This window comes from Saccharothrix sp. NBAS 001, assembly GCF_056640475.1.
Window position 1 is genome coordinate 9,367,501 of sequence record NZ_CM153251.1, and the last position, 24,225, is coordinate 9,391,725.

Annotated in this window: 21 protein-coding genes; 10 read left to right on the forward strand and 11 right to left on the reverse strand. The window is 73.9% G+C overall.

Annotation, left to right across the window (positions count from 1 at the left end; translation table 11 throughout):
• Positions 1–75 precede the first annotated feature (75 nt).
• Positions 76–546, reverse strand: a complete 471-nt coding sequence (locus AC0HI0_RS42295) for a MarR family winged helix-turn-helix transcriptional regulator (RefSeq protein ID WP_480929078.1) — start codon at positions 544–546, stop codon at positions 76–78.
• A gap of 104 nt (positions 547–650) precedes the next feature.
• Here AC0HI0_RS42295 and AC0HI0_RS42300 point away from each other — a divergent pair, with 104 nt between their 5' ends.
• The gene (locus tag AC0HI0_RS42300; protein ID WP_480929079.1) at positions 651–1,262 is read left to right on the forward strand and encodes an FMN-dependent NADH-azoreductase; all 612 of its coding nucleotides are present in this window, start codon (positions 651–653) and stop codon (positions 1,260–1,262) included.
• 19 nt (positions 1,263–1,281) lie between these two features.
• Here AC0HI0_RS42300 and AC0HI0_RS42305 read toward each other — a convergent pair whose 3' ends face one another.
• Positions 1,282–2,229: a LysR family transcriptional regulator gene (locus AC0HI0_RS42305; RefSeq protein ID WP_480929080.1), complete on the reverse strand. Its 948-nt coding sequence runs from the start codon at positions 2,227–2,229 to the stop codon at positions 1,282–1,284.
• Positions 2,230–2,396: 167 nt separating this feature from the next.
• On the opposite strand from AC0HI0_RS42305, the gene AC0HI0_RS42310 reads away from it, so the two are divergent.
• Positions 2,397–3,398: a M64 family metallopeptidase gene (locus AC0HI0_RS42310; RefSeq protein WP_480929081.1), complete on the forward strand. Its 1,002-nt coding sequence runs from the start codon at positions 2,397–2,399 to the stop codon at positions 3,396–3,398.
• Here AC0HI0_RS42310 and AC0HI0_RS42315 read toward each other — a convergent pair.
• Entirely contained in the window at positions 3,340–6,564 is a 3,225-nt protein-coding gene (locus AC0HI0_RS42315) for a hypothetical protein (RefSeq protein ID WP_480929082.1), read from the reverse strand. The two genes, AC0HI0_RS42310 and AC0HI0_RS42315, sit on opposite strands and share 59 nt — an antisense overlap.
• Positions 6,565–6,693: 129 nt before the next feature.
• Between AC0HI0_RS42315 and AC0HI0_RS42320 the strand changes: the two genes are divergently transcribed.
• The 6 genes from AC0HI0_RS42320 to AC0HI0_RS42345 all read left to right on the forward strand — a co-directional run bounded on the left by AC0HI0_RS42320 (position 6,694) and on the right by AC0HI0_RS42345 (position 13,362).
• The gene (locus tag AC0HI0_RS42320) at positions 6,694–7,683 is read left to right on the forward strand and encodes a tetratricopeptide repeat protein (protein ID WP_480929083.1); all 990 of its coding nucleotides are present in this window, start codon (positions 6,694–6,696) and stop codon (positions 7,681–7,683) included.
• Between the two features lie 27 nt (positions 7,684–7,710).
• On the forward strand, positions 7,711–8,031 hold the full coding sequence (locus tag AC0HI0_RS42325) for a hypothetical protein (RefSeq protein ID WP_480929084.1): 321 nt from the start codon (positions 7,711–7,713) through the stop codon (positions 8,029–8,031).
• A 39-nt stretch (positions 8,032–8,070) separates the two neighbouring features.
• Complete coding sequence (gene secD / locus AC0HI0_RS42330) at positions 8,071–10,248, forward strand: protein translocase subunit SecD (RefSeq protein ID WP_480929085.1); 2,178 nt, start codon at positions 8,071–8,073, stop codon at positions 10,246–10,248.
• Positions 10,245–11,429 (forward strand): cation:proton antiporter, encoded by a 1,185-nt coding sequence (locus AC0HI0_RS42335; RefSeq protein WP_480929086.1) that lies wholly within the window; start codon positions 10,245–10,247, stop codon positions 11,427–11,429. Before secD ends, AC0HI0_RS42335 begins: the two co-directional genes overlap by 4 nt.
• 90 nt (positions 11,430–11,519) lie before the next feature.
• Entirely contained in the window at positions 11,520–12,125 is a 606-nt protein-coding gene (locus tag AC0HI0_RS42340) for a UvrB/UvrC motif-containing protein (RefSeq protein ID WP_480929087.1), read from the forward strand.
• 76 nt (positions 12,126–12,201) lie between these two features.
• On the forward strand, positions 12,202–13,362 hold the full coding sequence (locus AC0HI0_RS42345) for a lactate 2-monooxygenase (RefSeq protein WP_480929088.1): 1,161 nt from the start codon (positions 12,202–12,204) through the stop codon (positions 13,360–13,362).
• Here AC0HI0_RS42345 and AC0HI0_RS42350 read toward each other — a convergent pair.
• From AC0HI0_RS42350 to AC0HI0_RS42365, 4 genes are read right to left on the reverse strand one after another with little or no spacing between them, the layout of a single operon-like run.
• Entirely contained in the window at positions 13,334–14,164 is an 831-nt protein-coding gene (locus tag AC0HI0_RS42350; RefSeq protein ID WP_480929089.1) for an ESX secretion-associated protein EspG, read from the reverse strand. The two genes, AC0HI0_RS42345 and AC0HI0_RS42350, sit on opposite strands and share 29 nt — an antisense overlap.
• Positions 14,161–15,522: a PPE domain-containing protein gene (locus tag AC0HI0_RS42355; RefSeq protein WP_480929090.1), complete on the reverse strand. Its 1,362-nt coding sequence runs from the start codon at positions 15,520–15,522 to the stop codon at positions 14,161–14,163. The genes AC0HI0_RS42350 and AC0HI0_RS42355 overlap by 4 nt, the downstream gene beginning before the upstream one ends.
• A 2-nt stretch (positions 15,523–15,524) precedes the next feature.
• Positions 15,525–16,127: a DUF3558 domain-containing protein gene (locus tag AC0HI0_RS42360; protein ID WP_480929091.1), complete on the reverse strand. Its 603-nt coding sequence runs from the start codon at positions 16,125–16,127 to the stop codon at positions 15,525–15,527.
• A gap of 5 nt (positions 16,128–16,132) precedes the next feature.
• Positions 16,133–16,504, reverse strand: a complete 372-nt coding sequence (locus AC0HI0_RS42365; RefSeq protein WP_480929092.1) for a hypothetical protein — start codon at positions 16,502–16,504, stop codon at positions 16,133–16,135.
• A 185-nt stretch (positions 16,505–16,689) separates the two neighbouring features.
• Here AC0HI0_RS42365 and AC0HI0_RS42370 point away from each other — a divergent pair, with 185 nt between their 5' ends.
• On the forward strand, positions 16,690–17,553 hold the full coding sequence (locus AC0HI0_RS42370; protein WP_480929093.1) for a hypothetical protein: 864 nt from the start codon (positions 16,690–16,692) through the stop codon (positions 17,551–17,553).
• 40 nt (positions 17,554–17,593) lie between these two features.
• Here the strand turns inward: AC0HI0_RS42370 and AC0HI0_RS42375 are convergent, their stop codons facing one another.
• The 3 genes from AC0HI0_RS42375 to AC0HI0_RS42385 are packed head-to-tail and all read right to left on the reverse strand — an operon-like array spanning position 17,594 to position 20,671.
• Positions 17,594–18,271 carry an AraC family transcriptional regulator gene (locus tag AC0HI0_RS42375; protein ID WP_480929094.1) on the reverse strand — a complete coding sequence of 226 codons (678 nt, stop codon included), beginning with the start codon at positions 18,269–18,271 and terminating at the stop codon, positions 17,594–17,596.
• Complete coding sequence (locus AC0HI0_RS42380; RefSeq protein ID WP_480929095.1) at positions 18,268–18,948, reverse strand: carbon-nitrogen hydrolase family protein; 681 nt, start codon at positions 18,946–18,948, stop codon at positions 18,268–18,270. Before AC0HI0_RS42380 ends, AC0HI0_RS42375 begins: the two co-directional genes overlap by 4 nt.
• Positions 18,949–19,000: 52 nt before the next feature.
• Positions 19,001–20,671, reverse strand: coding sequence for a bifunctional 3'-5' exonuclease/DNA polymerase (locus tag AC0HI0_RS42385; protein WP_480929096.1), 1,671 nt, complete (start codon positions 20,669–20,671; stop codon positions 19,001–19,003).
• Between the two features lie 147 nt (positions 20,672–20,818).
• On the opposite strand from AC0HI0_RS42385, the gene AC0HI0_RS42390 reads away from it, so the two are divergent.
• Positions 20,819–23,305 carry a hypothetical protein gene (locus tag AC0HI0_RS42390; RefSeq protein ID WP_480929097.1) on the forward strand — a complete coding sequence of 829 codons (2,487 nt, stop codon included), beginning with the start codon at positions 20,819–20,821 and terminating at the stop codon, positions 23,303–23,305.
• Here the strand turns inward: AC0HI0_RS42390 and AC0HI0_RS42395 are convergent.
• Positions 23,302–24,225, reverse strand: coding sequence for a proline dehydrogenase family protein (locus AC0HI0_RS42395; RefSeq protein WP_480929098.1), 924 nt, complete (start codon positions 24,223–24,225; stop codon positions 23,302–23,304). The genes AC0HI0_RS42390 and AC0HI0_RS42395 overlap by 4 nt on opposite strands.

The window sequence follows — 24,225 nt, forward strand, 5'->3', positions numbered from 1 at the left end:
CAGCCGGGAACCGAGCGCCGACGCCCCGCACCCGACCAGCCGCACCCGACCCCGACCACCCGGCCCTCGGAGGGATCAGAGGCAGGAACCGCTGTCGGGCCGGTGGTCGGACAGGATCAACCGGTGCAGCAACGCCCGCAGGACGCGCGCCTCGGCCGGCTCCAGGCCGGCGGTGAACTCGGACTCCACCCGCACGTGGAGCTTCTCCACCTCGGCCTGGACCACGCGCCCCTGCTCGGTGATCACCGGCACCCGGACCCGCCGGTCGGTCGGGTCCGGCTTGCGCACGATCAGCTCGGCGCGCTCCAGCCGGTCCAGCTCCGCGGTCAACGTCGTCTTGTCCAGCCCCAGCGCATGTCCCAGCGCGAGCTGTGACCGACGGAACTCCTCGCTGATCAGCGCGCTGAGCACGAGCTGCCCGCGGGTGGTGACGCCGTGCCGCGCCGCGGCCTCCTGCGCGAACCCGCCGAGCTTCTGAGCTGCGCGGTGCAGCAGCCAGTTCAGGTCGGACCGGCTCACGCAACCGGGGTCGACGGGCGCGTTCATGACACCGATCATACGCGAACAGTGGTTACTTCTTGAATAAGAACATCTTGACTCGGAACAACTCGACCCATATGTTCTCAACCAAGAACTTCTGAGGAGGGAACATGACGGGGCTGCTCCACATCGACTCCAGCGTGCGCACCGAGGGCTCGGTCTCCCGAGAGGTGACCGCCGCCTTCGCGACCGCGTGGCGGGAGGCGCGCCCGGACGCCGGCTACACCTACCGGGACCTGGCCGCCCGACCGCTCCCGCACGTGGACGGCGAGGCCGTCGAGGCCCGGCAGACCGCCGACCGGCACCTGGTCGAGCGGGAACTGGTCGCCGAGCTGACCGGCGCGGACACCGTGCTGATCGGCGCGCCCATGTACAACTTCGGCCTGCCGTCGAACGTCAAGGCGTGGCTCGACTGGATCCTCGTGCCCGAACTCTTCGCAGACCAGGAGACCGGACTTGGTGCACTCTCCGACAAGCGCTTCGTGATCGTCACCGCCCGGGGCGGCTCCTACGCGCCCGGCACCCCGCGCCACGACGCCGACTTCCAGGAGCCGTACCTGCGGTTCGTGTTCGGCCAGCTCGGCGTGGGCAAGCACCTGGAGTTCGTCCACGCCGAGCTGACCCTCGCGCACACCGTGCCGCACCTGGCCCAGTTCCGCGACAAGGCCGACGAGTCCCGCGAGGACGCCCACCGCGCCGTGCGCAAGCTCGCGCTCGTCTGACCGGCTCCCCGCACGGCGGTCACACCGCGTTCCCCGCCGACAGGAACTCGAAGTGCGAGGTGTGGTCGCGCACGTAGGCCCAGTACGCCTCACGGGCCAGCCGCACGATCGTCGGCAACCACCCGGCCAACGTCCCCTCCCGAGGGCAGACCAGGACGTGTCGCATCGACACCGGGTTGCCGGCGATCGGCCGGACCACCACGTCCTCGCCGGGCAGGTACACCGGCTGGCACGCGGCCACCGCCCGCCCACCCGATACCAGCGCGCGGATCGAATCGCTGCTCGGCGTCGTGTAGCGGACCCGCGGCCGGAAGCCCTCCTGCTCGCACGCCGCGTGGAAGCAGTCGGGCCAGCCCGCGCCGTCCGCCGGCGTCATCACCCACGTCCGGTCGGCCAGCTCGGCCAACGGGATCTCGGCGCGGCCGGCCAGCGGGTCGGTCGCGGCGACCGCGACGAACACCGGTTCCCGCACGATCGGCTCGCAGTGCACGGCCGGCGTCGGGTGCAGCTCGTAGCCGGGGTAGTCGACGGTCGTCGCGACGTCCAGCCGCCCGGTCGCGACCAGGTCCCACAGCAGCAGCGGCGAGTACTCCATGGTCAGCCGCACCTCGCGGTCCGGCAGGTGGTCGCCGAGCCGTTCGGCCAACCCCACCGACACCGACCCGACCACGCCGCCGAGCGCGACGACGGCGGTGGCCTGCCGGGTGTACCGGGCCGCGTCCCGGCGCAGCTCGGCCACCCCGTGCAGGATCGCGCGGGCGCGCAGCAGCACGAAGTCGCCGACGATCGTCGGCACCATGCCCTGGGGCCGGCGGGCGAACAGCGGCGCGCCGACCTCCTGCTCCAGCCGCTTGAGCCGGGCCGACAGGGCGGGCTGGGACATCCGCAGCACCGCCGCGGCCTTGGTGAGGCTGCCGGTCTCGGCGATCACGCACACCGTCCGCAGGTGGCGAAGCTCCAGCTCCATCCACCAGAGCGTAGGGAGGCCGGCCGGTGCCATCAATCGGCCGACAGCCCATAAAAAGCTTCGATCACAACCGCGATTTCCGCAGGTGAACCCGGACGGCCCATAGTGGCAGCGCCGGTCACGAGACCGCCGCCTCGTGGCTCCGTACCGACCTTGGAGCCGTTGTCATGCGCACCCGACCCCTGCCCCTCCTGGCGGCGCTCGCCGCGTCGACCGCCCTGCTCGCACCCTCCGCCCCGGCCACCGCCACACCCGCCACCCTTTCCCCGGCCACCGCCTCCCGGGCCGCCGCCGAACACGCGTCGACCGTCGTGAAGGAGGTCTTCTCCCCGGACGGGGCGATCTCCCGCGTCCGCGTCCCGCGACCGCCGTCCGCTCCCGCGCCCACCCTGGCCGCCGCCGACGTGGTGCCGATCCAGCAGACCGGACCGTCCGCGTCCCGGTTCGACCTGGTCTTCGTCGGCGACGGCTACACCGAGGCCGAACTGGGCACCTACCACCAGCACGTGCTCGCCCGGTGGGCCGAGCTGACCCAGATCGAGCCGTACAAGTCGCTCAAGCAGTCGTTCAACGTCTGGCAGGTCAACGTCGTCTCCGCGCAGTCCGGCGTCGACAACGACCCGACCCGGGGCGTGCGCCGCGACACCGCGCTGGACATGTACTTCTGGTGCGGCGACACCGAACGCCTGCTCTGCGTGAACGAGACGAAAGCCCGCCAGTACGCCGGCTCCGCGCCCGCCGTCGACCAGGTCCTGGCGCTGGCCAACACCTCCAAGTACGGCGGCGCGGGCGGCGGCGTCGCCACCGCGTCCGGCGGCAACGCGCAGGCCACCTGGATCGTGGCGCACGAACTGGGCCACTCCGTGGGCGGCCTGGCCGACGAGTACGACTACCCGAACGACCTCTACACCGGCGCGGAGCCCCGCGAGGCCAACGTCTCCACCCTCACCAGCGCCACGATGACCCAGCGCCGCGCCAAGTGGTACTCCTACCTGGGCAAGCAGTCCCCGGACGGCGGCGTGATCGGCACCTACCAGGGCGGCTACTACCACAAGCGCGGCGTCTACCGCCCGACCGACAACTCCCTGATGCGCTCCCTCGGCCGCCCGTTCAACCTGATCGGCCTGGATGCCGTCCGGGCCGGCATCCAGCGCAGGACGACGGGCTGATCACCCCGGGGTAGCCGGCCAGCAGATCGAGTTCGGCCAGGACGACGGGGTAGGTGTCGGGCCGCGACTCGACCAGTTCGCCGATGACCTCCGGCCAGTCCGCGTCGATCAGGGCACGTGCCAGGTGGCGGTCCGGCGGCAGGTCCCGCCTCTGCCGGCGGACCGCTGTCACGAACTCGTAGGAGGACTCGTCCGTGGCGAAGGCGCGGCTCAGACCTGTGATGCGCCGGACCGCTTCCACCACCCCGGTCAACGTCCGCACCTTCTCCGGGAGCGTGCGCAGGGGAAGACCACGACCCGCTCGCGACGGCAGGAAGTCGTCGAACTCGTCGGGGCCCAGGTCGATCGCCCGCGCCCGCTCCAGCAGCGCGGTCGTGCGCGGGCGGTCTCCCGCGTCGGCCGCGACGACCACCAGCGACAGCAGGGCGGCCTGCCGGGCGTGCGGGTCGGTGATCGCCGCAGTGGCCTCTTGGGCCGAGTCGATCAAGTCGCCCCGCCGCACCGCCCCGGCCAGCAGGGTAAGTGCCTCCGCCAGGTGTTCGGGAGCCGGTGCGGCACGGGCGATCGACTCGGCGCGCTCGGCGGCCCCCGAAGCGAGGACCACCCGCAGCAGTTCCAGCCGTGGCCGGCGCTGGGCCGCGCCCACCTCGACGGCGGCGAGCGCGCGTTCAGCGCGGTCCACCAGACCTTCGGCGAGCAACCCTTCCGCGACGGCCGCCCACGCGGCCGAGCGCGCGGTGGGGTCCCCCAGCGACCGGGCCAAGGCTTCGGCGCGGTCGAAGTCGCGGAAGTCGGTCAACACCCTGATCCAGTGCGCGGAGTTGCGCTCGTCGATCGGACTGCGGCCCCTCCTCGCCACCTCCTCGGTGAGCACGAGGAGTTCCGCGCCCAGTTCCCGGTCGTCGGCGCGCAGCGCGGCGGCCGCGACGCTCAGCACGTCGAGGGGGTCGACGCCGCGCTCCGCGTGTTGCCGGACGATCGTGGCCGCGCGGGGGAGGTCGCCGTGACTCGCCAGCGCGCGGGCCACAGCCATCGACACCTCGCCGCGTCGCTGCTGGTCGGGCACGTCGGACTCCTCGACCTCGGCGATCAGCCGGGCGGCGTGGGCCTGGTCGGTGACGTGTTCCGCAGCGGTCGCCAGGCGGATGCCCAGGCAGGCCGCGTCCGAAGTGGTGCGGGAGACCGCCTCCGCCCGGTCGCCGTCGTGCACGGCGATCTCGGCGATGATCCGCACCAGCCATTGCTCGCGCCGCTCGGGGTCCTGGACGCGGCGGACGATCCGCAGCGCGCGGTCGTGGTCGCCGGTCGCTGCGGCGTCGGCCGCCACGGCACCCGCGTGGACCGCTCCGAGCAGTCCGTCCGACAGCTTCGCCTCGGCCAGGTCGAGCAGTTCCGCCGAGCGGGACGGGTCCGCCACCGCCGTCAACGACAAGGTCTCCGGCCGCGCCTCCTCGTCGCCGTCGCCGAGCAGAGCCTTCCCGAGCAGTTCCGCCGCCCGCTCGGGGTCACCCGACGACGCGGCCCGGATCGACAAGGACGCCCAGGTCTGGCGGCGTTCGTCCGAGCTGCGGATCGCGGCCACGACCTGGTCTACGCGGTCGTGGTGTCCGGCGTGCAGCCACCCCCTGGCCACGAACTGCAGCGCCCGCGCGTCGATGAACTGGCTCAGCGAGGAGGCGATCGTCTCGGCCCGGTCGAGCAGCCCGTCCGCAGCGGCCTCCTGCCCGACTGCGCGCGCCGAGCGCGCCGTCGCCACCAGCGCTTCGACCTGGTCCACGGGGTTCCGCACGGCGTCGACCAGGGCCTGTGCGCGGCCGATCTCGCCGAGCCGGGCCCATCCCGCCGGCAGCAGGGCCGGGAGCAGGCTGTTGCGCCCGTGCAGGTGTGAGCGGTGGACCGCCAGGCGGACCATCGCGGCCAGGTCCGGCTCGGGAGCCTCGCCCAGCCGGCTCAGCGTGGCGGTGATCTCGGCCAGCGCCGTGCCGTCGCCTCCGGTGACCGCCCGCAGCCGGGTGTGGCGGTGGACGTCGGTCGCGCACCCGACCATCCGCGCCGGGTCGTCGGCCAGCAGGGACAGGAAGCCGCCCAGCAAGTATTCGGGGGTGTCCGGCGGCCAGTGCCGTTCGCGGTAGGTGTCGGCCCAGGTCCGCAGCCGCCGCCGGTACTCGGTGACGCGCTCTCCGAGCATGTCCGCCGCGGTGCGCTGGAGTTCGTCGTGGGCCAGCAGGTGGCGCTCGGGTGCGTCCGGGTGGCCGCCGGGCACCCGGACGAAGCTGCGCCCGGCGGCGGTCTTCAGCAGGTGGTCGACCGACCACTGCGAGGTGCCGGTCAGCTCGGCCAGGTCACGGGTCGACAGCCCACCGCCGGCAGCGGTGATCAGGCCCAGCACGTCCAGTTCCAGCGGCGAGCCGGTGAGGAGGCGCTGCAGGTCGCGTTCCATCAGGTCACGCACCGCCTGCGCTCTCGGGGACGGGGTCAGCGGCCGGACGACCCCCAGGCCGCGCAACGGGTGGTGGCCCACGACGTCGCCGGGGATCCGGGGGCTGGGCCGCCCGGACACGATCACGCGCATCCCGTGCGGGGGAGCCACCGGCAGCAGTGCCGCGATGCTGTGCGCGTCGGAGGTGCCGTCGACGCCCCGGTCCTCGTCCAGGCCGTCCACGACGAGCACGAGGGGCTCGCCGAGATCGGCGCACCGCCGGGCGGCCTCGGCCAGCAGCCCCAGCAGGTGGGCCTCGCGGGTCGCCTCGGTCAGATCGGTCGGCAGCGGTTCGCCGAGCAGGGCGGCGAGCTGCCCCAGCACGTTCTCGGTGAATCCCGTCCGGTCGTTCTGCGCCGCGTGCCGGGCGGTGATGAAGAACGCCACCACGTGCACGCCGGGCGGCGGGTGCAGCACGAACCACCCGAGCAGCGCCGACTTGCCCGCCCACGCCTCGCCCCGCCACCACCGGTACCGGCCGGCGGTCGCCGGGGAGGTGCAGAAGTCGGCCAGTTCGGCCAGTTCCTCCGCGCGGTCCACCAGTTCCGGCGGGGCGAAGCGCTCGACCTGGCGGAGGTAGTGGTTGCGGGGCGGTGGCGAGCCGTGCAGGTGGACGCCCCCGTGCACGATCCCGACCTGGGCCATCGGGCCGTGGGCGTCGCCGAACATCGCGTTCTCGTGGCGCACGGCGCGAGCATGCCCCATCGACGCCGTTCCGAGACCCCGGAATTGCGGACGCGGCCCGACGTCGCTGGTCACCTGATCGGGTAATGGGACAGCGCTGTCACACTGTCCGCGAAAGTCCGGGAGGTGTGGATGTCGGAGCCCATTGCCGCCGTCGTGGTCCGCGCCGCGGAACTCACGGCCCGTGGGCTTCCGCAGCGGGCCATCGAGTTGTTGCGACCCGCGTTGGCGGCCAACCCGCTGCACGCCGAGGCGTGGTGCCGGCTGGCCGCCGCGCACCTGGACGCCGGGCAGCCCGACCACGCCCTGGACGCCGCCAAGCGGGCGCTCGTGCTCGACGGCGACCACGCGTGGGCGCAGCGGCTGGCCGCGCTGGCGTTGAGCGAACTCGGGCGGCACGCGGAGGCCGTGGTCGCGGCGCGGGAGTGCGTGCGGCGCAAGCCCGGTGACTGGCGGTGCCAGGTGGTGCTGGCCGAAGTGCTGTCCGCCGCCCCGGACACCAAGCGCGAGGCGGTCGAGGTCGGGCAGGAGGCGGCTCGGCTCGCGCCCTCGGAGGCGCGTGCGTTCCAGGTGCTCGGTGACGCCGCGCTGCGCGTCCGGGACTGGGGCACGGCCGAGTGGGCGTACCGCAGCGCGTTGCGGCTCGACCCCGCCGACGAGGACGTGCGGGTGAACCTCGCCACGGTGCGGCGCAAGCGCGCGTCCGCGCCCGCGCAGCCCTCCGGTGACGCGCTGACCCTCGCGCACGCCATGGTCTGGCCCGCCCTGTCCCGGCTGGCCGTGCTGCTGGTCGCGGGCGGGCTGCTGCTGTTGCTCGCCGGGATGCCGAAGCCGACCCCGCTGCTCGGGTGGTTCTCCGGGGTGCTGGTCGTGGGGGTGGGCGCGGTCGTGCTCCAGTTGCTCGTGCGCGCGCGGCGCGGCGTGCGGCGGGCGTTGTTCGCGCTGCCCCGCCACCGGCCGAAGGTGGCCGCCGCCGCGACGATGTTCGGCCTGTCCGCGCTGGTCCTGGCCGGCTGGACGGTCGCGCTGTTCCTCGGCTCGACCTCGATGCAGCCGCTGGTCATCGCGTGGCTGTGCGCGCTGGTCGGCGGATCCGTCGTCGTGCTGGGTGGCGGCCGCTAACCTGGTGGGTGGAGAGGGGGCCGAACCGTGACGCGACTGATGCTGCTCCTGGCGCTGATCGCCGGGTTCGTCGTCGCCGGTCCCGCCCACCACCACCCGGTGGACCTGATCTCCGTCTCGGCCACCGTCGACGCCGCGCACCTGCCCGGCACGGCGACCCGGGTCACCGCGCACCCCGTGCAGCAGCAGGGCCACCTCGGCCAGCCGCTGGACGGCGTGCAGCCCCCGGTGCACGTCCCGCCCGAGCCCCGCCTCGCCGAGGACGTCGTCGACCCGACCCACCGCACCCCCGAGCGCACCGGCCAGGCCCCGCTCGGCGAACGAGCCCCTCCCGCTCCCCTCCGGTAGTCGCACCCGCACACCCCCGACCCCGGAGGTCACTTCGCCATGCCGCGCTCCTCAGCGCGGCGGGAACTGCTCGTCCGAGGGCTGCTGTCCCTCGGAGTTCTCGTCGCGTCCGCGTTCATCCTGCTCACCAGCCAGCCGCGCCTCGGTCTCGACCTGCGCGGCGGCACCCAGATCGTGCTGGAAACCCCGTCCGAGGCCACTTCCGACAACACCGACCGGGCGCTGGAGGTGCTGCGCCGCCGGATCGACGAACTCGGCGTCGCCGAACCCGTCCTGGCGCGCTCCGGCGACCACCGGATCGTCGTCGAACTGCCCGGCGTGCAAGACCCGGCCGAAGCCATCGACGTGCTCGGCCGCACCGCGCAGCTCGCCGTGCAACCCGTCACCGGACCGGGCGACATGCCGACCGGGGAGGCGGGCGATTCGGTGGCGCTCGGCCCGGTCGCGATGACCGGCGAGGGCATCAAGGGCGCGCAGGCGTCACCCAACCAGCAGGGCGCCGGGTGGCAGGTCACCGTCGAGTTCCAGGGCGACGCGCCCGCCACCTGGCAGAAGGTGACCGGCGAGGCCGCCTGCCACGCGCCCGGCGACCCGCAGCGGCGGGTCGCGTTCGTGCTGGACGGCCGGATCGTGTCCGCGCCGCAGGTCGACCCGTCCGTGCCCTGCCGGACCGGGATGATCGGCAACAGCACCCAGATCACCGGCAAGTTCGCCAAGGCCGAGGCCGAGGAACTGGCGCTGGTCATCCGGTCCGGCGCGCTGCCGGTGCCGGTCGAGGTGGTCGAGCAGCGGACCGTCGGCCCGACGCTGGGCGCGGAGGCCATCGAGGCCAGCACCCGGGCGGCGATCGTCGGCATCGCGCTGACCGGCCTGTTCCTGATCTTCGTCTACCGGCTGGCCGGGCTGATCGCGGTGCTCGCGCTGGTCGGCTACGCGGGCCTGTCCTACGCGGCGCTGCTCGCGATCGGGGCGACGCTGACCTTGCCGGGCCTGGCGGGCTTCGTGCTGGCGATCGGCATGGCGGTCGACGCGAACGTGCTGGTCTTCGAGCGGTCCCGCGAGGAGTACGCCCGCCGCAAACGTTTGCCACGGTCGGTGGACCAGGGGTTCAAGGGGGCGTTCAGCGCCGTCGCGGACTCGAACGTGACCACCCTGCTCGCGGCCGGGCTGCTGTTCTGGCTGGCCACCGGGCCGGTCAAGGGGTTCGGCGTCACGCTGTCGATCGGCGTGCTCGCGTCGCTGTTCAGCGCCCTGGTGCTGACCCGCGTGCTGCTGCAGCTGGCCATGCCGCTGCTGGAGCGGCGGCCGACGTGGAGCGGCCTGCACGACCTGGGCCGGGTCCGGACGTGGCTGACCAGCCGGGGCATCCGGCTGTTCAAGCGCCCCCGGCGCTGGCTGCTCACCGCCGCGTTCGTGCTGCTGGTGGCGCTGTCCGGGCTGTTCGTGCGCGGCCTGGAACTGGGCGTCGAGTTCACCGGCGGCCGGATGATCGACTACACCGCGTCCGCCGTGGACGCGGGCAGGGTGCGCGCCGAGCTGTCCGCCGCCGGATTCGGCGACGCGGTCGTCGCGACCTCGGGCGACACCGGCGTGTCGGTGCGGACCGGCCCGATCGACGAGGCCGCCGCCGCCCGCGTCACCGAAGCGGTGAACAAGGCCACCGGCGGGGCGCAGCAGGTCAGCAACGAGCTGATCGGGCCGAGCCTCGGGTCCGAGCTGCGGCGCAACGCGCTCATCGCGCTGGCCATCGCCGTCGCCGCCCAGCTCGCCTACCTCGCGGTGCGGTTCGACTGGCGGCTCGGGCTCGCCACGGTGGTCGCGCTGATCACCGACGTGGTGGTGCTGATCGGCGTGTTCGCGTGGATGGGCAAGACCGCCGACGGCGTGTTCCTGGCCGCGCTGCTGACCGTCATCGGCTACTCGGTCAACGACTCGGTGGTGGTGTTCGACCGGGTGCGCGAACTGCGTAAGGCACGGCGCAAAGACCCTTACGCGGACGTGGTCGGAACGGCGGTGCTGCAAACCGTGCCGCGGACGGTGAACACCGGGATCGGCGTGTTGTTCGTGCTCGCCGCGCTGCTGGTGCTGGGTGACGGGTCGCTCGCCGACTTCGCCACCGCGCTGCTGGTCGGCGTCGTGGCCGGGACCATCTCGACGGTGTTGACGGCGGCGCCCGTGGCGATCGCCTTGGAAGGGCGCGCGGAGGGCCGCCGATGAGCACCGGGCACGCGCTGCTCGCGGTCGGCGGGGCGTTCCTCGCGGCCGGCCTCATCGGACGCGCGGGCGTCCGGATCGGACTGCCCACCATCCCGCTGTTCATGGTGGCGGGCATCCTGTTCGGCCCCAACACGCCCGGCGTGTCGCTGGTGGACGACCCGGGCGAGATGGGCGTGCTGGCCGGGCTCGGCCTGGTGTTCCTGCTGTTCTACCTCGGCCTGGAGTTCTCGGTGGACGACCTGGTCGCCGGCGGGCGCAAACTCGCCCTGGCCGGCACCGGGTACCTGGCGCTCAACATCGGCGGCGGGCTGGCGTTCGGGTTCACCCTCGGCTGGGGGACGCGCGAGGCGCTGGTGATCGCCGGCGCGATCGGCATCTCGTCGTCCGCGATCGTCACCAAGCTCCTGGTCGAGGCCCAACGGCTGCGCAACCCGGAATCGCGGCTGGTGATGGGCATCATCGTGATCGAGGACGTGTTCCTGGCGCTGTACCTGGCGGTGTTGCAGCCGGTGCTCGGCGGGACGTCCGGGGTGCAGGCACTGCTGGACTTCGGCAAGGCGTTCCTGTTCCTGGTGGTCCTGGCGGCGATCGCGCGCTGGGGCGGCCGGGTGGTGACCAGGCTGTTCGGGTCGGCCGACGACGAGTTGCTGGTGGTGTGCTTCGTCGGCGTCGCGGTGACCGGCGCGGCGGTCGCGCACGAACTGGGCGTGTCCGACGCGATCGGCGCGTTCATGGTCGGCGCGGTGCTCGGCGGGTCCGGCGTCGCGCCGAGGGTGCACAAACTGGTGCTGCCGCTGCGGGATGCGTTCGGAGCGCTGTTCTTCTTCATCTTCGGGTTGAGCATCGACCCGAACGCCGTGGGCGGGGTCGTGGTGCCGGTGCTCGCGGCGGTGGCGGTGACCATCGTGCTGAACCTGGGCGCGGGGCTGTTCGCGGCGAAACTGCACTCGTTCGACCGTCAGCAGGGGGTGGACATCGGGCTGACGGTGCTCACCCGGGGCGAGTTCTCCCTGGTGCTCGCGGCGATGGCGGTGACGGCGGGGTTGGATTCGCGCGTCGCGCCGTTCGTGGCGGGGTACGTGCTGCTGCTGGCCGTGATCGGGCCGTTGGCGGTGCTGCGCTCGCACAAGCTGACGTGGCTGCTGCCGAAGGCGTTGTTCCGCAAGGACGTGATGAGCTGAGTTCGACGGGGTCGGCACCGGGCGCGCTCCGGCCGCCGACCCCGTCAGTGACCCTGTTGTCGCCACGGGTGGTCGCGTAGAAAGGGCGACGTGGTGGTGGCGAAGGAGTGGCAGGAACGCTTCAGCGCGCACACGTTCCGGGCGCTCGCCCACGCGCATTCCCACGCGCGGCAAGCCGGGCGTCGGGAAGCCGGGATGAACGACCTGTGGCTGGGGCTGCTCACGTTGGAGGGCAACGTCGCGTTGACGGTGCTGTCCGCGCTGGGCGTCGACCTCGACGCGCTGACCGACGAGGCGGGCGGACGTGGCCACGACACCCCGTTCATCGGCTCGGGGACGTGGCTGCTCGCCCGCGAGTTGAACCCGGTGCTGCACACCGCGTCGTCCGTGGCGTCCGACCACATCGACACCGACCACCTGTTGATCGCGCTGCTGCGGCACCACCCGTTGCCGAGCGTGCGCGGCGTCACCGAGGAAGCGGTCCTGGACGCCGCTTCGCGGGTGCCGAGACCCCCGCACCGCAACGGTGAGAAGGTCGAACACCCCGACCCGCGGATCCGGGAGTTGAGGCGGCTCAAGGAGGAGGCGGTCGACGCGCAGGACTTCGCCGAAGCGGCCCGCCTCCGTGATCTGGAGAAGGACCGCCTGCGCGAACTCGACGCCGACCCGCGACGACCGGGCCCGCCGGCGGGGTGACCCGCCGGACGTGGTTGCGGTCGCGGCCGGTCGGGCAGAGCATGATCCGGACGCCGACGGCCGCTGTGGAGGACGGATGACGAGCTTCTCCGGGTACCAGAACGAGATCTATCTGCAGGGACTGGCGGGCGCGGTGCCGCCGTTCACCACCGACCCGGAGGGGCTGGAGGCGTCGGCCCGGGAACGGCTCGGGCCCGGTCCGTACTGGTACGTCGCGGGCGCGGCCGGCGCGGGGTCGACCGCGCGGGCCAACCGGGAGGCGTTCGACCGGTGGCGGATCGTGCCGCGGATGCTCACCGACGCCACCCAGCGGCACCTCGGGACCTCCGTGCTCGGCACCGCCGCGCCGGCACCGGTGCTCCTCGCGCCGCTCGGCGTCCAGTCGATCCTGCACCCGGACGGCGAACTGGCCACCGCGCGGGCCGCCGCCGAACTCGGGGTGCCGTTCGTGCTCTCCACGGCCTCCTCGCACACCATCGAGGACGTCGCCGAGGCCGCCGGGGACGGCGCGCGCTGGTTCCAGCTCTACTGGCCCAACGACCCCGACGTGTGCGTGAGCATCCTCGACCGCGCCCGCGCGGCCGGGTACCGGGTGCTGGTGGTCACCCTCGACACGTGGACGCTCGCCTGGCGACCGCACGACCTCGACCGGGCCTACCTGCCGTTCCTGCGCGGGGTCGGCACCGCGATCCCGTTCTCCGACCCGGCGTTCCGGGCGGGGTTGGCGGCCGGCCCCGAGGACGACCTGCCGATGGCGATCCTGCGCTGGGTGCAGCTGTTCACCGGCACCGACAAGTCCTGGGACCAGCTGGCGTTCCTGCGCGAGCACTGGGACGGGCCGATCGTGCTCAAGGGCATCCAGCACCCCGACGACGCGCGCAAGGCCGTCGACGCGGGCGTCCAGGGGATCGTGGTGTCCAACCACGGCGGACGGCAGGTGGACGGCGCGGTCGGCTCGCTGGACGTGCTGCCGGAGATCGCCGACGCCGTGGGGGAGCAGGTCGAGGTGCTGTTCGACTCCGGCATCCGCAGCGGCGCGGACATCGTGAAGGCGCTCGCCCTCGGCGCCAAGGCGGTGCTCGTCGGCCGGCCGTTCGCCTACGGGCTGGCGCACGGCGGGCAGGTCGGCGTGCGGCACGTGCTGCGCAGCCTGCTCGCCGACTTCGAACTCACCCTGGCGCTGTCCGGGCACCGCAGCCCGGCCGAACTCAGCCGCGAGGTGCTGCGTCCCCGCTGAGCTGCCGCAACCGGTTCTGCAAGGTGGCGAAGTCGGCGGGCTGCACGGTGATCCACGGGGTCCCGTCGCCGCCCTTCGACTTCGCCGACACGTACCGGCCGGTGACCGTGTCGAAGAACGTCAACGGGGTCGCGCAGCGCTGCTTGCGGCCGGTCCGGTCGCGACTGGCGGCGTAGAGCTGGCCGCCGCCGGTCCGCTTCTCGGCCAGCAGCCTGCGGATGTTCTGCGCCTCCGCCACGTACGTCCCGGTCGGCCGGCTGGCCTGGAGGAAGCCGCCGCCGTCGTCGTCGAACCGGGACCGGCTCGGCTTGTCCCGCAACGCGTCCTCGGGCAGCGACAGCACGCCGCCCCGGCCCGGTTTCGCCTCCGGCAGCGCGGACAGCAGCGACTGCACGGCGTCGTGCGCCCGGACCGGCTCCAGCACGAAGTGCTTGTCCGGCCGCAGGACCACGCGCAGCGCGTCGTCCCCGGACCGCACCACGAGCGCGGTGCGCGTGTCGCCGTCGTCCTGGTTGAAGAACGCGTAGTACTCCGTGCCCGCGTCGGCGATCAGCCGCAGCGACCTGGCCAGGTCGGCGTGCACCTGCCGGCCGCGCGCGAGACCGAGCCGCTCCAGGTCCGCCCACGCGCCCCGCGCCAGGGCGGCCAGCTCGCCCACGTCGCCCTCGGCCACCCGGTCCTCGTCGAAGTCGACGGAGGTCAGCAGCGCGTTGTGCAACGTCGGCAGACCTTCGGCCTGCCACGCGGTGTAGAGCGCGACGACGGGGATCGTCACCTTGGTGCGCAGCACAGTGCCCCTCACTCCCCGATGACCGGCGGGGCCACCATCGTGCCGTCGTCGAAGATGTCGTCCGCACCCTGCAAGTACGTGGCGGACTTGTGCTCCAGGTCGTCCTCGCCCTGACCCTTGCCCGCACCCGCGCCCATACCGCCCATCCCGGCACCGCCGCCCGGACCGCCGCGCCCGGCCGCACCGGCACCGCCCGGCCCGAACCCGCCGCCGCTGCCGCCGGGTCCGAAACCGCGCTCACCGGGCACCGCGCCGGACGTGCCGCCGGGGCCGAACCCGCCGGGCCCGAACCCACCCGGGCCGGGCACGCCGGGCATCCGCCCACCCGGACCACCACCGCCGCCGGGAATCCCGCCGCGCCCGCCACCCGGTCCGCCACCCGGCCCACCGGGGCCGTTCGCGCCGGGCACGCGCACCGGCGGGCGGTTCGGGTTGGTGGGGTTGTTGGGGTTGCGGGGGAGGTTCGGGTTGTTCGGGTTCCGCGGGTTGCGGGGGTCGTTCGGGTTGCGCGGGTCGTAGGGCAGCCGCGGGTCGAACGGCGGGAACCTCGGGTCGCCGGGCGGCGGCTGGACGCGCGGCGGGTCGACGTTGCCGGGCGGCAGCGTCGGCCGGTCCGGCACGTCGGCCAGCGACTTGCGGGTGGTGCCGTCGTCGTTGCCGCCGGGCGGGGTGGGCGGCGGCACGGTCGGCTCGCCCCACTGCTTCCTGGTCTTGTCACCGCCGGACGAGTCGTCGCCGCCCTTCTCCTCGGGCTCGACCGGTCCGCGTTCCCACCTCGGCGGCGTCACGATCGGCGGCGGGTCGCCCCCGTCGTCGATGCCCGCGCCGATCTCGTCGGGCGACTGGAAGGTCGGCATCGACGCGGCCGCGTTGTTCGCCGACGTGCCGTAGGTGCTGAACACCTGGGCGTTCTTCGAATTGACTTTCTGATTCGCCTCGACCGCGTCGTCGTAGTCGGTGTCCCAGGGGACGCCGTCGTTGTACCAGGGCTTGTCCGGCACGTTGACGGGCTTGTCCACCGAGTCGCGGGCCAGCCGGAACGAGTCGCTGATGGTCGAGGTGCAGGCGGCAGCGGTCTGCGCGCTCGCTCCCGCAGCGTCCGCCCAGCTCGCCAACGGGGTGGTCGAGGACCGCGCCTGGTCGCCCGCCGCGCCCTCCCAGGACGCGCCGGAGTCCCGTACGGCCTTGTTGATCAGGTAGGCGACGTCGGTGTGTTCGCGGTTGATCTTCTCCCAGTTCCGTTCGACCGCGTCCGTCGTCTGTTCGGGCCCCTTGCCTTCTTTGAACCAGCTGTAGATCTTGTCCGCACCGACGCCCATCTGGATCAGTGCGATGGCTCCGGTTATGTCCGCGTTGTCGGGAGGAGGCACGGCTACCCCTTCAGGTTCCCGACGATCGTCGTGGCCACCCGCTCGGTGGTGCCACAAGCGTTTCCGTCGTTGAGCTTGTCGTTCTTGCCGATGGTGCCCTGGACGAGAAGGGCGTCCTTGTCCGAGGTGCCGAGCGCGGTGCTGCAATTCCGCTTGCCGTCGGCGCTGTCGAACGACACTGCGCTGCGGCCGGAGATCTTGGTCTGCTTGGCTACGGGGAAACCGGTCTTCGTATTGCTGATCACATCGTCGATCGTGGTGCCCTTGACCAGGAAGGTGATCTCGAAGGTCGAATTCGCCAGCACGTCCTTCCCCTGGTAGGTGCAGCTCGGGCCCCGCTCGCCGGCCGTGTCGGGCTTCGCCTCGCGGAACGTGCTGAGTTCGGCCTGCTGGGCCTGGGTCAGGATGCCGCAGGGGTTCGTCAGGTACTTCGCCAGGTCGAGGTCGGAGCCGCTACCGGAGGGTTTGCCGGACGTCGTGGTCGCCCCGGCGCCCGAGGTCGCGCCCGGCGCGGGGGTCGGGGAACCCTGGTTGGTCGACGTGCAGGCGGCGAGGGCCGTGACGGCCGCTCCCACCACCAGGACCGCGCGGAAAGTGCGAGTCAACGAATTCAGTCCTTCGGCTTCAGTGCGTCGGCCGCTGCCGAGTCCGTGGCCTTGTACTCGTCCAGCGCCTTCTGGATGTTCGCGATCGTGTTCTCCAGCGCTTCCTGCGCCTTCACATTCGCCCAGCCGTAACCGCCGTCTTCACCGCCCGCAGTTTTGCGGATCGTGCGGATGGCGAGATCGCTGTAGGCGTCGTTCCCCGGAGAACTGGTGGCGACAATCATGTCGGCGGTTCGCTTCGTGTCGGTGAGCCTCTCCCACGCCAGCCGCAACCCGTCGATGAGTCGCTGTGCTTCGTCGGGCTCGACGAAGAACCGTGTCTGTGTGGGCGCAAAGCCCATGCCGCCCCCCGCGCCTTTCGCGACCGTGTCGGCCACGAAACCCAGCTTTCCGCCACCGCCCCCGGCGTCCAACATCGCTCGCGCTCCCCTCACGCCAACAGGGGATCAATGATGGCATAGCGCATCGGGCGTGTCCGCCGGTTCCGGACGGGTTCCCCCGGCCGGGGAGGATGTCCGATTCGTTCAAGACAGCGGGAGCGGTCGTGCCTAGGGTCGGCGGCATGATCGAAGCAGCGAGGTCCTTTCTCTGGCGCCACGCCCGCGTGCTGGAGCAGCGGCGGTTCTCCTTCCTGTTCGACGGTGGTGCGGCGGAGCCCGTGCTGACGGCGGTGGCGGCGTACCGGAACGACGACGGTGGGTTCGGGCACGCGTTGGAGCCCGACGGGCGGGGGCCGTCGAGCCAGCCGCTGCACACCTACACCGCGCTCAAGCTGGGCAACGAGGTGGGCGACGACCGGTTCGCGGTCGGGGCCGCGCGGTTCCTCTCCGCAGTGGCCAACCCGGACGGCGGGGTGCCGAACTGCCTGGTCACGGCGCAGGAGCACCCGCGTGCGCCGTGGTGGCAGGTCGCCGAGGAGAGCGATCTGCTGATGACCGCCCTCGCGGTGGCGGAACTGCACCACGCCGGGATCGCGCACCCGTGGCTGGACCGGGCCACCGAGTACTGCTGGCGGCGGATCGACGCGTTGGACAAGTCGCACCCGTACGAGGCCAACGCGTGCGTCCAGTTCCTCCAGCACGTCCCGGACCGCTCCCGGGCCTTGGCGGCGGCGGCACGGCTGGGCGCGCTGGTGCGCGAACAGGGGCTGGTCGACCTGGGGGACGGTCAGCGCACCGAGGGGTACTCGGCGGGGGAGACGCACAAGCCGCACCACTACGCGGGCACGCCGGACAGCATCGCGCGGGCGTGGTTCAGCGACGCCGAGATCGACCGCGACCTGGACGAGCTGGAAGCGGCCCGGCGGGACGACGGCGGCTGGACGTTCCCGTGGCCGGTGTGGACGCCGGTCACCGAGTTCGAGTGGCGGCCGATCGTGACGATCGAGGCGCTGCTGACCTTGCGCGCCTACGGCCGGGTCGGCTGATCGCGCGCACAAGATCGTGAGGGCGGGGTCGACCGCGCGGTCACGGGCGGACGAGTTCGCCGAGGGGTACGCCGGCCAGGTCCTTCACGTCGCGGGACAGGTGGGCCTGGTCGGCGTAGCCGGTGCGGTGGGCGATGTCGGCGAACGGCACGCCCGCCCAGGCCAGCTTCACCGCCCGGTCGAACCGCAGCACGCGGTGCAGGGTCTTGGGGCCGTAGCCGAACGCGTCGAGGCTGCGGCGGTGCAGTTGGCGGGTGCTCAGGCCCAGGTCGTCGGCCAGCCCGGCGACCGGCGTGGCCGTCACCGAAGTGGCGATGGCGTCGGCCAGCGGGTCGGGCGGGGCGGCGCGCAGGCGGTGGCGGGCGGCGTCGGCGAGCACCGCGCACGGGTCGGCCGCGGCGGCCAGGGCGTCTTCCAGCGCCGCCACGTCGCCCCACAGCTCGGCCAGCGGCACGCGCAGGTCGCGCAGCACGTGCGCGGGGACGCCGAGCGCGGACGGCCCGACGCCCGGCCCGAACCGGACGCCGAACATCTCGCCGGGACCCAGTTCGGTGAGGTGCCCGACGGTGTCCGGGCCCGCGACGAACAGGCCGCCGCCGGGTGACCAGATGATGTCGGTGCGGCCGTCCGGCACGATCCGGCCCGACGACGTCGTGTCCGACGACCGCTCCCAGAGGCAGTCCAGGCCGGCGGCGGCGCGTTCCCGGTAGGTGTTCACGTCAGGGTCGCGCGGGCGATGCCGGGGTCGCGGCCGAGCTGGACGTCCACCGCGCCGCCCGGACGCCACACGCCGCTGCCGCCGCACGTGTCGTAGCCGCCCGCGCGCCCGGAGAACTGGGCCATGACCGCCCACATGCCCAAGCCCGCGGCGTGGCCCATCTGCTGGGCGATCCGGCTTTCGGAACCGTTGGTGTACAAGGCACTCACCACGTACGCGTCCGCGCCGCCGGCCGACACCTCGACCGCGTGCGACGCGACGGCGGCGTCGTAGCAGACCGCGAGCCCGAGCCGCCGGCCGTCGACCTCCAGCAGCAGGTGGTGGTCGCCGGGGGTGAACAGGTCGAGTTCGGGGCCGTGCAGGTGGCGCTTGCCGTAGTGGCCGAGCGTCGCGCCGTCCGGTCCGATCACGACGGTCGCGATGCGCGTGCCGCCAGGGGTGGACAGCGGCGCGCCGACCAGCGCGTACGCGTCGTGCGCGGCGCAGGCGTCGCGGATCGGCGCCCAGCGCGGGTCGTCCTCGGTGATCGCCGTGCGCGGGTCGAGGTCGTAGCCGGTGAGCGAGAGTTCCGGGAACACGCAGACCCGCGCGCCCGCCTCGCCGATCAGCCGGGCGTGGGCGGCGGCGTTGGCGGCGAGCCCCGGCTCCGGGGTGGTCTGGATCGCGGCTACCTGCACGGACTCCAGCCTAACCGGGCCGGCGGCCCCGGAGCCCGCCACCGCGGGCGGCCTACTTGGCATCGGCGTAGCTCGCGACCGGGGTGGCGTTGATCGGGAAGCGGACCGGGGTGTCGCCGAAGACGAGCCGGGACGCTTCGACCCCGGCCGCGGTGATCTCGGCGCACACCACGTCGGCGGCCTCGGCCGGGCTGTGCACCAAGACCTCGTCGTGCTGGAAGAACACCAGGTGCGCCTCGGGCGCGGACTCCCGCAGCCGGCGGCGCAGCGCGCCCAGCAGGGCGGCGGTCCAGTCGGCGGCGCTGGCCTGCACGACGAAGTTGCGGGTGAAGCGGCCCCACTCGCGGGCCGCCCGCCTGCCCTGGCGGGCGGCGTCCTCGCCCTCGTCGGCGCTGCCGGTCGTCTCGCGCCACGCGTCGGACGGCGGCGGGCTGGTGCGGCCCAGCCGCGACCGGACCATGCGGCCCTGCTCGCCGGCCGTCGCGGCGGCCTCCACGTAGCCGACGGCCTCCGGGAAGCGGCGGCGCAGCACGGCCAGCAGGGGCCCGGCCTCGCCGCTGGTGCCGCCGTACATCGCGGACAGCATGGCGATCTTCGCGCGGCCCCGGTCGCCGTCGAACGCGTCCGCCGCCAGGTTCGTGTACAGGTCGTCGTCGCCGGACACCTCGGTCAGCCGGCGGTCGCCGGACAGCGCCGCGAGCACCCGGGGCTCCAGCTGCGACGCGTCCGCCGCGACGAGCCGCCAGCCCGGGTCGGCCAGGACGGCGCGGCGCAGCGTGCGCGGGATCTGCAACGCCGCCCCGCCCCGGGTCGCCCACCGGCCGGACACCACGCCGCCGACCACGTAGTCCGCCCGGAACCGCCCGTCCGACACCCACTGGTCCAGCCACGACCAGCCGTGCGCGACCCACAGCCGGGCCAGTTCCTTGTACTCCAGCAGCGGCGCCACGGCCGGGTGGTCCACGTCCTTGAGCACCCACGCCCGCGCGGACGGGATCTCGATGCCCTCGCGCCCGAACGCGCGCACGATGCCCGGCGGGTGGTCCGGGTTGACCGCGCGCCCGCCGAACGCGGCGGTGATCCGGTCCGCCAGCGCCGCCAGCCTGGCCGGCCGGGCACCGGCCGCCGGGCGCGGGCCGAGCAGCTCCACCAGCAGGTCCTCGTGCACGTCGGCCCGCCACGGCAGCCCGGCGTGGGTCATCTCGGCGGCGGCCAGGGCGCTGGCGGACTCGGCGGCGAACAGCAGGCGCAGCCGGTCGGCACCGGGCAGCCCGGCCACCGCCTCCTGTTGCGCGGCGTGCACCGCCACGACGGCGGCCAGCGGGTCCGCCGCGCCGGGCAGCGGCTCGCGCTCGGGCTGGAACAGGGTCGGCTGGGTGTCGCGCTTGCGCGGGCCGTGGTCCTCGGGCACGGGCAGGCCGCGCAGCCGCGCCACGGCCGCGCCCAGCTCCCGGGGCTCCCGGTGCCTGCCCTGGTGGGCCAGCAGCAGGGACTCCACGTGGTAGAGGTCCAGGCAGCGCCGCACCCGCACGCCCCGGGCCAGCAGGTCGGGGTAGACCTCGGCGGTGGCGGGCCACAGCCAGCGCGGCCGGGCACGCTCCAGCCCGGCCACCGTCGCGGCCAGGTCGGCGGTCTCGACCACCGGGCCCTCGGGCACGCCGGCGTCGGAGAGCAGCCGGACCTGTCCGGCGTTCTCCGCGTGTGACACCAGGGCCGCGAGCACGCCCTGAATTGTGCACCGGGGGTACGACATCCCGGTTCGATCGAGGCCGCCGGTCGGACCTGGTCACCGCCCGCCGAACGCGCGCCGGCGGTTTTTTCGGCCAGGGACACCCATTCGTGGCCGGGGATGGCGGGCAGTATGTGCGCCGTGGAACGGATCCTGTCCCCCGGCGAGCTGCTGGACGCCCGGCACGAGGTGGTGCCCTTCCACGGCCGGGCCGGGGAGTCGGCGGTGGTGGCGCGGTGGCGGGACGGGGCCGCGCCGGCGGCGCTCCTGCTGCTGCACGGCCCGTCCGGGGTGGGCAAGACGCGGCTGGCGGGCCGGTTCGCCGACGACGCGGTCCGGGTGGTGGACGACGCCGACCTGGTGCCGTGGCCGGAGCTGGTCCGGCTGCTCCAGGAACCGATCGGGCGGGCCCGGGTGCTGGTGGTGGCGCGCCGCGCCGGCTGGTGGTGGTCGGCGCTGCGCCAGCGCGCGGCCGACCTCGACTACGCCGCGGCGGACCTGGAGCTCAAGCCGTGCCCGGAGGAGCACGCCGCGTCGTTCGCGGCGGCGTGCGACCGGTTCGCCGCCTTCCTCGACCTGCCGCGCCCGACCGCGCCGCCGCCGGTCGCCGACACCTTCCACGACCTGCACCTGGCCGCGCTCGCCGCGGTGCACGGCTCGCCCGCCGACGACCCGGTGGAGCTGGTGCGCTGGCTGTCCGACGCCGACCCGGTCGCCCCGGCGACCCGCCGGCTGGCCGAGGACGTGCTGGCGGTGACCCTGCTCGACGACCGGATCGAGCCCGAGCGCACCCCGGACGCCTTGGAGACCCTGCTGCGCGCCGCCGAGCGCTGGCCGCACGCCCGCCGCCGCGCCGAACGGCTGTTCGCCGCCGAGCCGGACCTCGTCGCGATCGTCGGCGCGGCACCGCTGACCGTCCTGGCCGAACGCCCGGAGTCGGCGAAGGCCGTTGCGCGCCAGGTGTTCCACGACCCGAGGTTCCACGGGGACGTGCTGCCCGCCGTGCTCACCCGCACCCTGCTGCGGGCCGGCGCGCCGCTCGCGCAGCGGCCGGAACTGGCCGAGCTGCACGGGATGCTGGGCGCGCGGGCCGCGCTCGCCGCCCTGCGCGAGGAGGCGCTGGAGGCCGCCCGCGCGGAGGTCGCGCTGTACCGGGAACTGGTCGACCTCGACCCGGTCGAGTACCGCTCGGCGCTCGCGGACGCGGTGGGGGACCTGGGACTGCGGCTGATCGCGGTGGGCCACGACGACGAGGCGCTGGCCGCGTCGGAGGAGGCCGTGGCGCTGTGCCGGGAGGTCGCCGACGACGACGAGGAGTGCACGGCGCAGCTCGCCGCCGCGCTGGAGCAGCTCGGCCTGCGGCGGGCCGCGCTGGGCCGGCGGGAGCAGGCACTGGCCGCGGTCGGCCGGGCCGCCCTGCTCTACCAGGAGCTGCACCGGCTGAACCCGGTGCTGTTCCGGCTGGACTTCGCGAAGGCCACGCACCACCTCGCGGTGCGGCTGTTCGACGCCGACCGGCCGGTCGAGGCCGGTGACGCGGCCCGCTGGGCGGTGCTGCGGTGGCGTCAGGTCGCGGACGCGGATCCGCGCTACGAAGCCGAGTTCGCCCGCACGCTGACGTCCGTGGCCGCGCTGCTGTCGACCTTCGGGCTGCCCGAGGAGGCCGCGTCGACGGCCCGCGAGTCGATCGCGGTGCTGCGCCGGCTGGCGGCGGCGAACCCGCGCGACTTCGAGCCGGAACTGGCCGCCGCGCTGGCGCGCCTGGGGACGCTGCTGCACCGGGTGGGCCGGGCGCGGGACGCGCTGGCCGCGTCCCGCGAGGCGGTCGGGGTGTGGCGGCGGGCCGAGCCGGGCGGCGCGGGCCTGGCGGCGGCGCTCTGCGACCAGGTCGACCTGACCGGCGTGGACCGGGTCACGGCCGCCGAGGAGGCGGTGAGCCTGTTGCGCCCCTTGGCGACCCGGTTCCCGCAGCGCCACCTGGTGGACTTCGCGGTCGCCCGGTCGCGGCTGGCGCGCCTGCTGCTCGACGTCGACCAGGGGCGGGCGCGGCGGATCGCGGAGGAGGAGCTGGTGGCCCGGCCCCGGTTGCCGCGCCGGGTGCTGGCGGCGGGCGGCGGGAAGCTCGCGGTGGCGTGGCGGGAGCTGTCCGACGCGCTCGCGCGGACCGGCCACGGCGGACCGGCGCTGGGGTTCGCCGACCGGGTCGCCGAGCTGTGGCGCGACCTGGTGGGACGGCACCGGGGCGCGTCGGTCGGCTACCCGGTGGCGGTGCACCGGACGGTGGAACTGCTGCGCGACAACGGCGACGCGGAAGCGCTGCCGCGCGCCCGGCAGGCCGTGCTGGTGTGGCGGCTGACCCGGACGCCGGACGAGCTGGCGGCCGAGTTCCGCTACGCCGAAACGCTCTCCCTCTACGCGCGGCTGTGCGCGCAGGCGGGGGAGGAGCTGGACCGGGCGCTCGCGGCGGCGCACCACGCGGTGCTGGTGCTGCGGGACGGGCGGGCCGCGCCGGAGCGGTTCGCGCTCGCCGTCGAGGCGGTGGACGCGGTGGTCCGGGCGCACCCCGACCCGCAGGCCGCGCGCGCCCGGACCCGGGCGATGGTCGCCCGTGACTGGCCGGGTGCCTAGCTCTTGGTCAGCACGGCGCGCAGGAAGAACGCCACGTTGGCCGGGCGCTCGGCGAGCCGGCGCATGAAGTAGCCGTACCACTGGTCGCCGTAGGGCAGGTAGACCCGCATCCGGTTGCCGTCGGCGGCGAGCCGGCGCTGCTCGTCGGGCCGGATGCCGTAGAGCATCTGGAACTCGTAGCTGTCCTTGGACCGCTCCGCGGCCAGGTCGGCGGCGATCGCGATCAGCCGGGGGTCGTGCGAGGCGACCATCGGGTAGCCCTGCCCGGCCATCAGCACCTTCAGGCAGCGCACGTAGGACAGGTCGACGTCGGCCTTGTCCTGGAACGCGACCGAGGCCGGTTCCTGGTAGGCGCCCTTGCACAGCCGGACCCGCGACCCGGCGTGCGCCAGGTCCCGGCAGTCCTGCTCGGTGCGCTTGAGGTAGGCCTGGAGCACCGCGCCGACCCACGGGAAGTCCACCCGCAGTTCGCGCAGGATGCCCAGCGTCGAGTCGGTGGTGGTGTGGTCCTCCATGTCGAGTGTGACCGTGGTGCCCACGACGCCGGCGGCGGAGCAGATCCTGCGCGCGTTCTCCAAGGCGATCTTCTCGCCGTCCACGGGCAGGAACTGGCCCACCGCGGACAGCTTCACCGACACCTCGGCCCGGTCCGCGTAGCCCGCGGTCTGCAAGCGGCGCAACAGTTCCAGGTACGCGTCGACGGTGGCGGTGGCCTGTGCCGCGTCGCGGGTGTCCTCGCCGAGGTGGTCGAGCGTGACGAGCCGGCCGTCCGCGAGCACCTCGCCGGTGGTGGCGATGGCGGCGTCCACGTCGTCACCGGAGATGAAGCGCTTGACGACCGGCCGGGTCAGCGGTGTGCGTTCGACGAGCCCGCGCACGGCCTCGGATCGCGAGGCGGCGAGCAGTGTGGAGCGGAGCAT